This is a genomic window from Pseudomonas sp. S3_C06, from assembly GCF_054667675.1.
In genome coordinates, this window is record NZ_CP162747.1 from 1,590,349 (window position 1) to 1,604,491 (window position 14,143).

Genomic DNA, 14,143 nt, shown 5'->3' on the forward strand with positions numbered 1-14,143 from the left:
TTAATTACTCCGAAACAAGATTGCCCTCTGCATCGTACGCCAGGCCATCGGGATGTTTAATACTTCCATCCGGCATCTGTTCAGTTCCATCTTCCCAAACAATACGTCCATCCGGATATTCAACGGTATTATCCGGCCAGATGATTCGCCCGTCCGGATACTCTACCCGGCCATCTTCATATTGAATGATGCCATCGGGACGCTTGATTAAAGTTCTATCGGCGTCAATCACACTACCGTCAGGCAGTGTGGTCGAACTATCGACATTGACTGTCGCACCGAGTGTCTGGATTAGCGTTATCAATGCCACCGGATCGACGTTGACGTTAATGGTCGGCCATGGCATTGGCGGGCGCTTGGCCTCGGTCGGCGTGGCAGGACTGGTCGGACGCACTGGCTTGGTCGGTGCCACCGGTTTGGTCGGTGCCACCGGTTTGGTCGGTGCCACTGGCTTGGTCGGCGCAACTGGCTTGGTCGGTACCACCGGTTTGGTCGGCGCTACCGGTTTGGTCGGCGCAACTGGCTTGGTCGGTGGCACCGGTTTAGTCGGTGCTACCGGTTTGGTCGGCACAACCGGCCTGGTTGGAACTACTGGCTTTGGCACTGTAGTAGAAGGGCGAGGTTTCGAAATCGGTTTTTTCATATTAATACTCAACTTTAAAAATATATTTTTAATCTTTAACAACCCAATAAAGATTCGACCCGACAATAACCACTTAAAACAAACCACTCAAACCAAAAGTAAACACAAGATATAAACAACACAACGTCACACCTGCCAAAACCACATACAAAACTTAACTTCAAGTAACAAGCAAATCAAAACCGGGCATTGAATACTTTTCTTTCTTGCAAAAAACATCACGAGCTCCGGGCAAAAACATCCCGGCAGGTTTACAGTGAAACAAGTGCCGTGACGATGGCCTGATTGCACTCCGATCCCGAGGAATTTCTTATGCCGTGGACAAGCTCAGAATCGCGTTACAGCACCGTATCGGTCCTGTTGCACTGGCTGATGCTGGTGTTGTTGGTGCTGGTGTACGCCAGCATGGAGCTACGCGGCCTGTTCCCCAAAGGCAGCGGCGGGCGCACGCTGATCCGCGAAGTGCACTACATGCTTGGCCTGACCGTGTTCGTGCTGGTGTGGTTTCGCCTGCTCGCACGCAGCATTGGCCCGGCGCCGAAAATCTTTCCCGCGTCGCCGCAATGGCAGACCGTGCTGGCGCGGCTGATGCACTGGGCGTTGTACCTGTTCATGATCAGCATGCCGATTCTGGGTTGGCTGATTACCAGCGCCGAAGGGCATCAGGTGATGTTCTATGGTTTTGATCTGCCGCTGCTGGTCGCGGAGAACAAGGATTTCGCCAAACAGGTCGAGTACTGGCATGTGCTCATTGCCACGATTGGCTACTGGCTGATCGGGCTACATGCGCTGGCGGGGATCTATCACCATTATGTGGTGCGCGATAACACCCTGCTGCGGATGATGCCCAAGCGCGGTTGAATTTCAGGGGTTGCCGATAAAACCGCGCCGCCCCTGCAAACCACCGGTATGAATGAAGATCAGCCGCGTGCCAGCTGCGAATCTGCCCGCCTCGACTTGCTGCTTGAGCGCCAGCAATGCCTTGCCGGTGTACAGCGGCTCCAGAGGAACGCCGCTGGCCTGCTCGGTTAGTTCGATGAACTCATGCAACGCCGGATCAACCCTGGCGAAACCGCCACGGCTGGCGTCGATCAGTTCATAGCTCCCGTTGCCCTGCCCTGCGGTTTGCAGGATCGACTCGACTTGCGGCGCCACGCCGTGGTCGTCCGGCACAGCCAGCGCACCATAGACCGGGTGCGCCCCTGCTTCGGCGAGCACCAATCCCGCCAATGTCGTGCCGGTGCCGCAGGCCAGCCACCAAGCGTGATAATCACTCCAGCCCAGTGTGTGCAATTGCGCCTGCGCCTGCTGTTTGATGGCCGCACAACCAAGCGCCCCCGTTAAGCCGCCACCGCCCTCGGGCACGGCATACAACTGCGGATACTGCGCGTGCCAAGGCGCCCAGAATCCCGGTTCATTGCGCGCGCGATAGCCGCCGTAACCCAACCAATGCAGTTGCATGCCGAAGGCTTGCAGATCCTGCACGGTCGGCGTTTCCTGCGCATGCCCGCGCAGCAGCCCCACGGTTTGGAAGCCCAGCCGTTTCCCCGCCGCCGCCAACGCGTGCAGATGATTGGAGTGAGCACCACCGAGACTGATGATGCCTTCGGCACCCGCACGATCCGCGGCTTTGAGGTGCTCGACGAGTTTGAACCATTTGTTGCCGCTGATCAGCGGGTCGATCTGGTCGAGGCGCAGGATGGCGACTTCAATGCCGGCAGCGTTCAGCCAGTCCAGATGAAAGTGTTCGAGGGGGGCTTGGGGTAGCCAATCGGAGGGAGGCAAAAGCATAGGCGGCGATTCGATCTGGACAGAGCCGGCATTCTAGTCGCTCACAAGCCGCCATCGCGAGCAGGCTCACTCCTACATTTGAAATGCGTTCCCTGTAGGAGTGAGCCTGCTCGCGATGGCCATTGGCACGCTAGACCTGCTAAATCAGAGCTCCGCGGCCAGGCGCGAACCCTGGTTGATCGCACGCTTGGCATCCAGCTCCGCCGCAACATCGGCACCACCGATCAGGTGCACGTTCTGCCCCGCTTCAACCAAGCCATCGTGCAGTTCGCGCAACGGATCCTGCCCCGCGCAAATCACAATGTTGTCCACCGCCAGCACTTGCGGCTCGCCGGTTTCGCCAATACGAATGTGCAGGCCCTGGTCATCAATGCTCAGGTATTCGACGCTGTTGAGCATCTGCACCTGCTTGTTCTTCAGACCGGTACGGTGAATCCAGCCGGTGGTTTTGCCCAGACCATCTCCGACCTTGGTTTTCTTGCGCTGCAACAGGAACACTTCGCGGGCCGGCGCATGCGGTGCGGCTTTGATCCCGGCCACGCCACCACGAGCCTCCAGTTGCGTATCGATGCCCCACTCTTTCCAGAACGCGGCACGATCCTGACTGGTCGCTACGCCTTCGTGAACAAGGAACTCCGAGACGTCGAAACCGATGCCGCCGGCGCCGATCACCGCCACGCGTTTGCCAACCGGTTTGCGCTCGAGGATCACGTCCAGATAGCTCAGCACCTTGGCATTGTCGACACCCGGAATCGCTGGCAGACGCGGCGCAATGCCGGTGGCGAGGATGATTTCGTCGTAACCGCCTTCAACCAGTTTCGCCACATCGACGCGGGTGTTCAGGCATACCTCAACATGCGTGGTCTGCAACTTGCGTTTGAAGTAACGCAAGGTTTCGAAGAACTCTTCCTTGCCCGGCACGCGTTTGGCGATGTTGAACTGGCCGCCGATTTCGCTGGCCGAATCGAACAAGGTCACCTGATGGCCACGCTCAGCCGCCACGGTTGCGGCAGACAGACCCGCAGGGCCAGCGCCCACCACGGCAATCTTCTTGATCTGTTGCACCGGCAAGTAGTTGAGTTCGGTTTCGTGGCAGGCACGCGGGTTGACCAGGCAACTCGTGAGCTTGCCGCCAAAGGTGTGGTCGAGGCACGCCTGATTGCAGCCGATGCAGGTGTTTATTTCATCGGCGCGGCCTTCAGCAGCCTTGTTGACGAAATCCGGATCGGCGAGGAACGGCCGCGCCATCGAAACCATGTCGGCATCGCCTTCGGCGAGAATCTGCTCGGCGATTTCCGGGGTGTTGATGCGGTTGGTGGTGATCAGCGGGATCTTCACCGAGCCACGCAACTTGGCCGTGACCTTGCTGAACGCCGCGCGCGGCACTTTGGTGGCGATGGTCGGAATCCGCGCTTCGTGCCAGCCGATACCGGTGTTGATGATGGTCGCGCCGGCCTGCTCGATGGCCTTGGCCAGGGTGACGATCTCGTCCCAGGTGCTGCCGCCCTCGACCAGATCGAGCATCGACAGACGGAAAATGATGATGAAGTTCGGGCCGACCGCTTCGCGAACGCGACGAACGATTTCCACCGGCAGGCGCATACGGTTTTCGTAGCTGCCGCCCCAACGGTCGGTGCGGTGGTTGGTGTGCGCGGCGAGGAACTGGTTAATGAAATAACCTTCCGAACCCATGATCTCGACGCCGTCATATTCGGCGGTTTGCGCCAGTACCGAGCAGGTGACGAAATCGCTGATCTGCTTCTCGATGCCTTCTTCGTCCAGCTCTTTAGGCTTGAACGGGTTGATCGGCGCCTGGATCGCACTCGGCGCGACCTGCTTCGGGCTGTAGGCATAACGCCCGGCGTGGAGAATCTGCATGCAGATCTTGCCGCCCGCCTCATGCACCGCGCGGGTGACGATGCGGTGCTTGAGCGCTTCTTCCTCGGTGGTCAGTTTGGCCGCACCAGAATAGACGCCGCCCTCGTCGTTCGGGCCAATGCCGCCGGTGACCATCAGGCCGACACCGCCGCGCGCACGTTCAGCGAAGTACGCCGCCATGCGCTCGAAACCACCCGGTTTCTCTTCCAGGCCGGTGTGCATCGAGCCCATCAGGGTGCGGTTGCGCAGCGTGGTGAATCCCAGGTCCAGCGGGGCCAACAGGTGCGGGTAATGAGCGGCGGTCATCGGTAACTCCACAACGAGCGATCACGGAAAAAGTTGCGGGCGCTCTGCGGCCCCCGTCAGTCATGTGCCACAGACTAAGAGTCGCATCGCTGTCACTCAATGACCGTAACTGACAACTTATTGATCCAAATGCGCAGCGCCCCTTGGCAACCGGAGCCATGGGCCCTACCCTAGTCGCCACACCCTGTACCCGGTTGTTGTTGGTTTTCATGCGCAAACTTTTGTACCTGACGTTTTCCATGGCCCTGGTGGCTGTCCTTACTACCTACGCCATGTGGGCGGCGGACCGGCCGGCGGGGCATTACCTGGCGGACCTGCGCATAAAAGTGGCGGTTGATCAGGGCACGCCCGGCGACCGTGGCAATCTGCTCGGTATCCAGCCCGAACTGTTCCCCACTGACTATCAAAGCCCCGAACGCTTGCACCGCAAACTCGCGGCGTATTTGCAGCAGGCCCAAGACCAAGGCCTGCTGAACGATAAAACCGTGGTGGTGTTGCCAGAGAACGTCGGCACCTGGTTGCTGCTCAGCGGCGAGAAAGACGAGCTGTATCAGGCGCCGTCCCTCGCCGAGGCGATGAACTGGCTGGCGGCGAGCAATCCGTTGTTGTTCGCCCGCGCCTGGCTCAGCGCCAACGGCAGCGACCGCCTCAACGACGCGTACCTGCGCATGAAATCCAAAGCGATGGCCAAGGATTACCAAGCCCTCTTCGGCGGCCTGGCCAAGGAGTTTCACGTGACACTGGTGGCCGGTTCGATCGTGCTGCCGGAACCGAGCATCCGTGACGGCCGGCTGAAACCCGGCAGCGGCGCCTTGTTCAACAGCAGCGTGGTGTTCGGCCGCGACGGCGTGCCGCTTGGCCAGCCACAGCGGCAGATGCACCCGGTGTTCGATCAGCGTGAAGTGATCGAAGGCGCAGGCAAACACCAGATCAACGTGGTCGACACCCCGGCCGGACGCCTCGGCGTGCTGATTGGCAGCGACAGTTGGTATCCCGACAACTACCGCACACTCGACGAGCAAGGCGCGCAATTGGTCGCGGTGCCGGCGCAAGTATTCGGCCAGGGTGCGTGGAATCAACCTTGGCGCGGCTACAAAGGTTCAAGTACACCGGGATCGGTCAGTCTCAAACCCGGTGAAGTCACCGAAGGACAGGCCTGGCATCGTCTGACGCTGACCGCACAACCGCCGAGCAGTCGGGCGATTGCCGGCATCAGCGTGTTCCTGCGCGGGCAGTTCTGGGACAAAGCCAGTGCCGGTCAGAGTTTCCTCAGCAGCAACGGCCAGCAGTTCGCCGATGGCGAGGCCCGTGGCGCGCGTTTGTTGAACATCTGGTTGTAAGCCATGAAGCCCCTGCCGATGCGCCTCGGGGATCTGTCGGTGGGCTTTGTGCACAGCCTCGCCGACGCGGTGCGCAGTCATGCCGCCGACCCGCAGCCGCTGCTGGAACAATATGGCCTCGACGCCGCACGACTGGCCGAGGCCGGGGCGCGCTTGTCGATTCCGCGTTACATGCGCCTGGGCCACGCGGCGATTCAGTTAACCGGTGACCCGGCGCTGGGCTTGCGCATGGGTCAGCTCAGTCGCCTGAGCCAGGCCGGACTGGCCGGCGTTACCGCCGCACAGGCGCCAACCGTGCGCGAAGCCGCGCGCTGTCTGATCCGTTTCGAGGCGCTGTACGGTTCCAACTACCGTGGTCAGTCCAGTTTTCACGAAGATGCCAATGGCGCGTGGCTGCGTTTCTATTCGATCAGCCCGTACAACGCCTATAACCGTTTTGTCGTGGATTCGATCATCGCCGGATGGCTGCACCAGCTCTCCAGTGTCAGCCGCGAACCGCTACGCGCTGAACGCATCGACATCGAATTCGAAGCGCCGGATTATCGCGAGGCTTACAGCGTACTGGGGGATTGCCCGATCCAGTTCGGTGCCGAGCGCAATCAACTGCGCCTGAACCTCAACAGCCTCGCACTGCGAAACCCCGAGCATTGCCCGAGTACCTGGCGGCATCTGCTGCAGTTGTGTGAGCGGGAACTGGAGCAATTGACCCGAACCCGCAGCCTGCGCGAACGCATCACGCAATTGCTCGGGCCGTTGCTCAATGGTGGCCGGGAACCCGACCTGGAAGAAGTGGCGGCACGTCTGAAGCTGCCGACATGGACGTTGCGGCGCAAACTGGCCGAGGAAGGCACACAGTTTCGCGCGATCCTCAACGACACGCGCCGGGATCTGGCCATGACGTATATCCGCGACACTGAACTGGCCTTCGGCGAAATCGCCTACTTGCTGGGTTTTGCTTCAGCCGAAGCGTTCCAGCGAGCCTTCAAACGCTGGAGCGGCCAGACGCCCGGCGAATTCCGCCGCAGCCATCGCAAAACGGCTTAAAAGCAGCTACAAGCTTCAAGCTGCAAGTCAAAGCTCGGTGGCGTCTTCAGCGGGTTCCAGAGGATCCAGTTCAAAGGCCTGGTATTCGAGCAGCTCTTCTTGATATTCATCCATCGTGTAATCCCCCTGCTGCTCTCTTGAATGGGCCTGGGCAAATGCCCAGTGCCTCGAGCTTAACGTGCTCGTGTGAAGGAAAAGTGAAACCCGGCCTTCATGAATAAAACGTAGCAGACGGTCAGGAATTTATCGCGGGACTTTTGTCCGGGGAATGTAACGAAATTTAAGGCGACCCAAAAACCACTGTGGGAGCGAGCCTGCTCGCGAAGGCGTCGGACCCTTCAGCACACAGGTGACTGAAAGTCCGTCTTCGCGAGCAGGCTCGCTCCCACAGGGATTTGGGGTCAGGCTGGTTATTGGCCGGACGCAGGCATCGCCGGAATCGGCTCGGATGGCGGCGGGATGTCCGGGTTGGCCGGTGGCGTGATGGTTTCGGTGGCCGGTGCCGGCTCAGCGCTTGGTGCCGGAGTGATCGGCGCCGCCTCTGCGGGTGGCGCGACCGGTTCCGACGTCACTGGAGCGACTTCAGCAGGCGCCGGAGCCGGCTCGGTAGCAGGTGCAGGCGTTGCGGCGGGCGCAGGTGCTGGCGTCGGTGTTGGCGCCAGCGCTGCCGGAGCAGCCTTCACCTCAGGGACACCCAGATCAGCCTTCGGCTTCTCTTCGATATGCGCCGCTTTCTTCGCATCCGCCGGCAGGAACAATTCCACCAACGTGAAGAAGCGCTCATAGAACTTCTGCGACGTCACCGTCTCGCTGGCAACCTTGACCATCGAATCGTCGGACGAGCCGATCGGCATCGACACCGAGCCCAGCACACCCACGCCAAGACTGGCCGAGTTGTTGGTCTTCTTCAGTGCGTAACGATCCTGCAAAGCGTTGGCGAACATCGTCGCATGGTGCCCGGCGCTGCCGTCATCGGCGCAGACCACGTTGAAGCTGATCTCCATGTGGGTGTCGCCGGTTTGCTGAAAACTCTTGTGGCCGCTGACCAGTTTCGGGTCGCTGCTGGTAATGATGTAACCCTGGCTGAGCAACGCACGACGGGCCGCTTCGCAACTGACCGAGTCGGTCACCGGGTAATTGCGCGAAAACGTACCGGAGTCATCGAAGTTCTCATGCTCATACATCGGCTTGTCTTTCGAACAGCCGGCTACAGCGGTCAACAACAGCGCCAACCCGACTACACGCATGGGAGTGGAAATCAACATTGAACATCCTGAGAGAAAACAGTCCGGGGCGTATTGTGCAACAGATCGCTGCCGCGCTGCGCATGGATTAGTGTCTTAAAGCAGTTACAACTCTATCGACCCTCGGTTGCGGGAAAAAGTCGCAACGCCAGATGATCGATAAACACGCGCAACTTCGCCGTGGCGTGGCGACTCGATGGCCATAGCACCCAGAACTGCCCGGTGTGCTCCAGATGCGCGTCGAGCACCCGATGCAAGCGGCCTTGCGCCTCGGCCTCACGCGTCATGAAATCAGGCAGACAGGCAATGCCCATGCCGGCCAGCGCCGCATGACTCACCGCTTCGATCGACGTGCTGACCAAGCGGGTCGGCAACGTCGGCTCAACGGCGCCCTCCTCGCGTATCAATGGCCAGGTTTCCAGTTTGCCGGTGGCATGAAACGTATGCCGAAGGCACGCGTGAGCCGCCAGATCGGCGGGCGTCTGCGGCACACCGCGTTGCGCCAGATACGCCGGGCTGGCCACCAGCACCATGTGAAACTCGCCCAACGGTCGCGCCATCAGTCGTGAATCCCGCGGCTTGCCGGTGCGGATCACGGCGTCGAAACCTTCTTCAACCACATCGACCATGCGATCGGTCAAATCCAGATCCAGCTCGATCTGCGGGTACAAGGCCAGAAACTCAGTCATGACCGGCATCACCAAACCATGCACCTGCGGCAGGCTGATGCGCAATTTGCCGTGGGGTTTGGCAGCGGCATCGCACAGTTCGAACTCCGCCGCCTCGACTTCCGCGAGGATCTTGCGACAGCGTTCGAGAAAAAGCGCCCCTTCACTGGTCAGCGTGACACTGCGCGTGGTGCGCTGAAACAAACGCACGCCCAGTCGCGCTTCCAGCCGCGCAATGCTTTTGCCCACCGCCGACGATGACACCCCTTGCAGCCGGCCGGCCTCAGTGAAACTGCGCGTCTCGGCGACCTGAACAAACACCGAAATACTGCCCAGGCTATCCATACCACCCTCCCATTGCTGACATCCGTGTCCGATATGTTCGGAACCTTAACCCGTTTTTCACCGGTGCGCAGCGCCCTACCCTGTGCTCCTCGTCAACACTGCACAAGGATGCCGGCTCATGAACGATGCCCAACTCGGTTGCCCCGCACTTGAACAACCCGCAGATCGCCGTGAGCGATTACCCCTCGCCGCGCTCCTCGCACTGGCCACCGCCGGATTCATTACGGTCATGACCGAAGCCATGCCCGCCGGCCTGTTACCACAGATGAGCAGCGGACTGAATGTTTCCCAGGCGCTGATCGGGCAATTGGTCACGCTGTACGCGATCGGCTCGATCCTGGCAGCGATACCGCTGACGATCGCCACCCGCGGCTGGCGAAGAAAACCTCTGCTGCTGGCCGCCATCGCAGGCTTTGCCATCGCTAACAGCATCACAACCCTGTCGGAATGGTACTGGCTGACGCTGATTGCACGGCTTATTGCCGGCGTATTTGCCGGATTGCTGTGGGCGCTGCTGGCGGGTTACGCGAGCCGCATGGTCGCCCCGCACTTGCAAGGCCGCGCCATAACGGTAGCGATGCTCGGCGCGCCACTGGCGCTGTCGCTGGGAATACCCGCAGGCACCCTGCTCGGCACCTTGGTCGGCTGGCGCCTGAGCTTCGCTATCATGAGCGGACTGACCGTTGTGCTGGTGATCTGGGTGCACTGGCAAGTACCGGACTTCGCCGGCGAACGCGCGGGAAGCCGCCTGCCACTGCGTCAGGTATTTACCCTGCCCGGCGTGCGACCCGTCCTGTTTGTCACGCTCACCTACGTCGTTGCGCACAACCTGCTGTACACCTACATCGCCCCCTTCCTGCAACCGTCCGGGCTGGACGCCAATGTCGACCGCGTATTGCTGGTATTCGGCCTCGCCTCGGTGCTGAGCCTATGGATCGTCGGCAGCCTGATTGATCGCTGGCTGCGCGAACTGGTGTTGACCAGTGCCGGGTTGTTCATGCTGTCCGCGATAGCGCTGGGCCTGTGGCGCGAATCGCCGAGCGCGGTGTACATCGCCACTGCTGTTTGGGGAGTGGCGTTTGGGGCAATGCCATCGCTGCTGCAAACCGCCTCGGCGAAAACCGCAAAGGAGGCTGCCGATACGGCGCAATCGATGTTGGTTACGCTGTGGAATGTCGGGATTGCGGGGGGTGGTTTGGTCGGAGGCTTGTTGCTGGGGAACCTTGGGGTGGGGGCATTCCCGTGGGTTGTTGCAGGATTGCTGGTACTGACCCTGTCAGTAGCGATCAAAGCTCGGAGCCACGGTTTTCCAACAGCCGAATAAGACCGAATGAGTTGTTGGATTGAGGCCAGACAGCTGAAAACCGGTCGATTGACAGGCCGCCATCGCGAGCAGGCTCGCTCCTACAATTGGATTGAGTACATCTGACAGAAGATTGGCCGGCTGTCAGGCCGCCATCGCGAGCAGGCTCACTCCTACAATGGAACTGAGTACATCAGACAGAAAACTGGTCGGCTGGAAGGCCGTCTTCGCGAGCAGGCTTGCTCCCACAATTGGATTGAGTACAGCAGACAGAAAATTGGCCGGCTGTCAGGCCGCCATCGCGAGCAGGCTCACTCCTACAATGGAACTGAGTACATCAGACAGAAAACTGGTCGGCTGTCAGGCCGCCTTCGCGAGCAGGCTCACTCCTACAATGGGATTGAGTACATCAGACAGAAGATTGGCCGGCTGGAAGGCCGTCTTCGCGAGCATGCTCGCTCCCACAATTGGATTGAGTACAGCAGACAGAAGATTGGCCGGCTGGAAGGCCGTCTTCGCGAGCAGGCTCGCTCCTACAATTGGATTGAGTACATCAGACAGAAGATTGGCCGGCTGTCAGGCCGCCATCGCGAGCAGGCTCGCTCCCAAAGGTTTAATTCGTGTGCGGCCCACGCGGCAAAGCCGCCCCACTCAACAGGATGAGCGTTAGCTCGGCTGCAGCTCTTGATCTTGATCTGAAGGCCCGTCGGCAGGCTGAGTGGAGGGATTGATCCGGGGGTGGGAGCGCAGCGACCGTTCGACGAAGTCGAACACATCGAGAGGAGGTGCAGCGAAGCAAACCGTAGGCGATGCCCCCGGATCGATCCCGGAGCGAAGGAACCCCGAGCCCCAGCGAGCGGGCCGAACGTCAGGGCACAGACCTTTGGTTACTTTGGGGCGTTTGCCAAAGTGACCCGCCGTAAGGGCGGAACCGCCAGCGGCAACACCCACAGCAACGGATATCCCCCCAAAACCCCAAGAACATGGTCGGCCCAAAGGCCGCCACTACCCAACGCCCAAAAAAAAGCCCCGACCATAAGGCCGGGGCTTTCACATCACATCACAGCTCAATCAACCATCAAAACCGCTTGATCTCAGCCTGAGCTTCCAACTGCTTGCGATACGCCGCAAAGTCCTGCTGTCCCTCACGCGAAGCAAGGAAGCGACGGTACTGAACCTTCTCTTCATCCGTCGGCGCAGCCGCTTCGTTAACGCCGTTCAGACGCACGATCATCAAACTACCGTCCGGCAGGGTCACGCTGGTGAACGTCGGCTTGTCCTTGGCAGCCGGCTTCGGCATACGGAACAACGCTTGCAGCACCGCCGGATCAACACCTTCCTGACCACGAGTGGCCGCTTCGGTAGCTTTCCAGTTCTGCCCGTCAACCGCCTTGTCCAGAGGAGCCTTGCCGTCACGCAGATCAGCAATCAGCTTCTCGGCCTTGGTCTTGGCGGCAGCACTGGCATGCTCTTTGGTCAACTGAGTGCGGATCGCCGCATTCACGCTTTCCAATGGCAGTTGCGCAGGCTTCAGGTGCTCTTTGGAACGCAGCACGATCACGGTTTCCGGATCCAGCTCGATGGCGGTGCTGTTGGCACCTTCGTCGATCACTTCGGTGCTGAATGCTGCGGTGACCACAGCACGGTTGGCTGCAACACCTTCGCCACCTTCACGGCCGAACGGCTTGGAGGTGTGCACGGTCAGCTTCAGATCCGCCGCTGGCTGAGCCAGGTCAGACGCTTCGAACGCCGAGTCTTCCAGTTGCTTGGTCGCCTCGACAAAACGCTGCTCGACCTGCGCGGCTTTCAGCTCGCGGGTCAGCTTGTCTTTCAGGCTGGCCAGGGTTGGCACTTCCGGCGCTTCCACACCCAACAGCTTGATCAGGTGGTAACCGAAGTCGGTACGAATCGGCTCGGACACCTGGTCTTTCGACAGCGAGTACAGGGCTTTTTCGAACGCTGGATCATAAACGCCAGGACCTGCGTAACCGAGGTCACCGCCATTGTTGGCCGAACCCGGATCCTGCGAGAACTCTTTAGCCAGCGCTTCGAACTTCTCGCCCTTGGCCAGACGCGCCTGGACGTCGTCAATCTTCGCCTTGGCCTGAGCTTCAGTGGTCTTGTCGTTCACTTCGATCAGAATGTGCGCAGCACGACGCTGTTCCGACAGGTTGGCAATCTCTTTCTGATACGCCGCCTGCAAGTCTTCGTCCTTGACGGCGACCTGATCGAAGAACGAAGACTTCTTCAGTTCCACGTAATCGATGATCACTTGATCCGGAGTCATGAACTCCTTGGCGTGCTCGTCGTAGTAGGCCTTGACCTCGTCGTCGGTCAGCTTGACCGCAGCCGGGTCAGCCTTGACGTTCAGGGTGGCGAAATCGCGGGTCTGTTTTTCCAGACGGGCAAATGCCAGCACTTCGGCGTCGGTGACGAAACCGCTGCCCGCCACACCGGCGCGCAGTTGGCCGATCAGCATTTCCTGAGCCAGCATCTGGCGGAATTGCATACGGCTGTAACCCAGTTGACGGATTACCTGGTCGAAACGCTCGGAGCTGAACTTGCCGTCCACCTGGAACTCAGGCGTCTGCAGGATCACTTGATCCAGTGCGGCTTCGGAGAAAGCGAATTTCGCTTGCTCGGCGCCTTGCAGCAGCAGCTTGCGATCGATCAACCCCTTGAGGGCCGATTCGCGCAGCATTTTCTCGTCCAGCAAGGAAGCATCGAAGTCCTTGCCCAGTTGTTGCATCAGCTGACGGCGTTGCATATCAACGGCCTGGCTCAGCTCGTTCTGGCTAATTTCTTCACCGTTGACCTTGGCCGCCTCATTCTTGTGAGTCGTGGCCTGGAAAATGGCGTCGAAACCGGTCAGAGCCATCAGTGCAACGATGACCCCGATAATGGTCTTGGCAATCCAGCCTTGTGAATTGTCCCTGATATTCTGCAGCATGCGTCCCCCAGAAACGGTTGAACTTCAAAATTAGGCAACCGTGGAGCGTGGGTAGAATCCGGATAGAAGAAAGGCGCATCCGAGGATGCGCCTTCTCGTAACTGGCGGAGCGGACAGGGCTCGAACCCTCGATCCCGGCGTTACAGGCCAATGTTTCAGCGACCTGCTCTACCGCTCCGCTGCCAAGTCAGGCATGACCCCGACCCGGATGGGTAAAAACCTGAAAACTTAGTTAACAGCTTCTTTCAGTGCTTTACCGGCTTTGAAACCTGGCTTCTTGGCAGCCGGGATTTCCAGAGTCTTGCCGGTCTGAGGGTTACGACCGGTACGAGCCGGACGGTCCGTCACGGAGAAAGTACCGAAACCAACCAGAACAACGGAGTCGCCAGCCTTGAGAGCGCCAGTGACGGATTCGATTACAGCGTCCAGCGCACGGCCAGCAGCAGCTTTCGGGATATCAGCGGATGCAGCGATAGCATCAATCAGTTCCGACTTGTTCACTCTAAGTCCCCTTATATCTATTTTGAGATGATTCTAAGTTTTTTGGTGAAAGCAAAAACGAGTGCTGAATGGCCTACAGACACTTAAGAGCCGCTTTATAACAAGGGCTCTAAAAAACTGTCAAGGAAGC

Annotated in this window: 11 protein-coding genes; 4 read left to right on the plus strand and 7 right to left on the minus strand. The window is 59.6% G+C overall.

Annotated features, from left to right (window positions below):
* Positions 1-4: 4 nt before the first annotated feature.
* A complete protein-coding gene (locus AB4N44_RS06845) occupies positions 5-571 on the minus strand; it encodes a hypothetical protein (protein ID WP_238786294.1) in 567 nt (188 codons plus the stop codon).
* 384 nt (positions 572-955) lie between these two features.
* Here AB4N44_RS06845 and AB4N44_RS06850 point away from each other — a divergent pair, with 384 nt between their 5' ends.
* A complete protein-coding gene (locus tag AB4N44_RS06850) occupies positions 956-1,504 on the plus strand; it encodes a cytochrome b (protein WP_007917296.1) in 549 nt (182 codons plus the stop codon).
* A gap of 3 nt (positions 1,505-1,507) precedes the next feature.
* On the opposite strand, the gene AB4N44_RS06855 is transcribed toward AB4N44_RS06850, so the two are convergent.
* Positions 1,508-2,434, minus strand: coding sequence for a 1-aminocyclopropane-1-carboxylate deaminase/D-cysteine desulfhydrase (locus tag AB4N44_RS06855; protein WP_460109590.1), 927 nt, complete (start codon positions 2,432-2,434; stop codon positions 1,508-1,510).
* 144 nt (positions 2,435-2,578) lie between these two features.
* Positions 2,579-4,618, minus strand: a complete 2,040-nt coding sequence (locus tag AB4N44_RS06860) for an NADPH-dependent 2,4-dienoyl-CoA reductase (RefSeq protein WP_127929004.1) — start codon at positions 4,616-4,618, stop codon at positions 2,579-2,581.
* A gap of 209 nt (positions 4,619-4,827) precedes the next feature.
* Here AB4N44_RS06860 and AB4N44_RS06865 point away from each other — a divergent pair, with 209 nt between their 5' ends.
* On the plus strand, positions 4,828-5,958 hold the full coding sequence (locus tag AB4N44_RS06865; RefSeq protein WP_460109588.1) for a carbon-nitrogen hydrolase family protein: 1,131 nt from the start codon (positions 4,828-4,830) through the stop codon (positions 5,956-5,958).
* A gap of 3 nt (positions 5,959-5,961) precedes the next feature.
* Positions 5,962-7,002 (plus strand): AraC family transcriptional regulator, encoded by a 1,041-nt coding sequence (locus AB4N44_RS06870; protein WP_460109586.1) that lies wholly within the window; start codon positions 5,962-5,964, stop codon positions 7,000-7,002.
* Positions 7,003-7,412: 410 nt separating this feature from the next.
* On the opposite strand, the gene AB4N44_RS06875 is transcribed toward AB4N44_RS06870, so the two are convergent.
* A complete protein-coding gene (locus tag AB4N44_RS06875; protein WP_460109583.1) occupies positions 7,413-8,267 on the minus strand; it encodes a DUF2242 domain-containing protein in 855 nt (284 codons plus the stop codon).
* A gap of 92 nt (positions 8,268-8,359) precedes the next feature.
* A complete protein-coding gene (locus AB4N44_RS06880) occupies positions 8,360-9,259 on the minus strand; it encodes a LysR family transcriptional regulator (protein WP_127929008.1) in 900 nt (299 codons plus the stop codon).
* Between the two features lie 118 nt (positions 9,260-9,377).
* Here AB4N44_RS06880 and AB4N44_RS06885 point away from each other — a divergent pair, with 118 nt between their 5' ends.
* Entirely contained in the window at positions 9,378-10,583 is a 1,206-nt protein-coding gene (locus tag AB4N44_RS06885) for an MFS transporter (protein WP_460109579.1), read from the plus strand.
* A 1,057-nt stretch (positions 10,584-11,640) separates the two neighbouring features.
* On the opposite strand, the gene AB4N44_RS06890 is transcribed toward AB4N44_RS06885, so the two are convergent.
* Positions 11,641-13,512 (minus strand): SurA N-terminal domain-containing protein, encoded by a 1,872-nt coding sequence (locus tag AB4N44_RS06890; RefSeq protein ID WP_460109576.1) that lies wholly within the window; start codon positions 13,510-13,512, stop codon positions 11,641-11,643.
* A gap of 228 nt (positions 13,513-13,740) precedes the next feature.
* Positions 13,741-14,013 (minus strand): HU family DNA-binding protein, encoded by a 273-nt coding sequence (locus AB4N44_RS06895; protein WP_003183171.1) that lies wholly within the window; start codon positions 14,011-14,013, stop codon positions 13,741-13,743.
* Between the last annotated feature and the right edge of the window lie 130 nt (positions 14,014-14,143).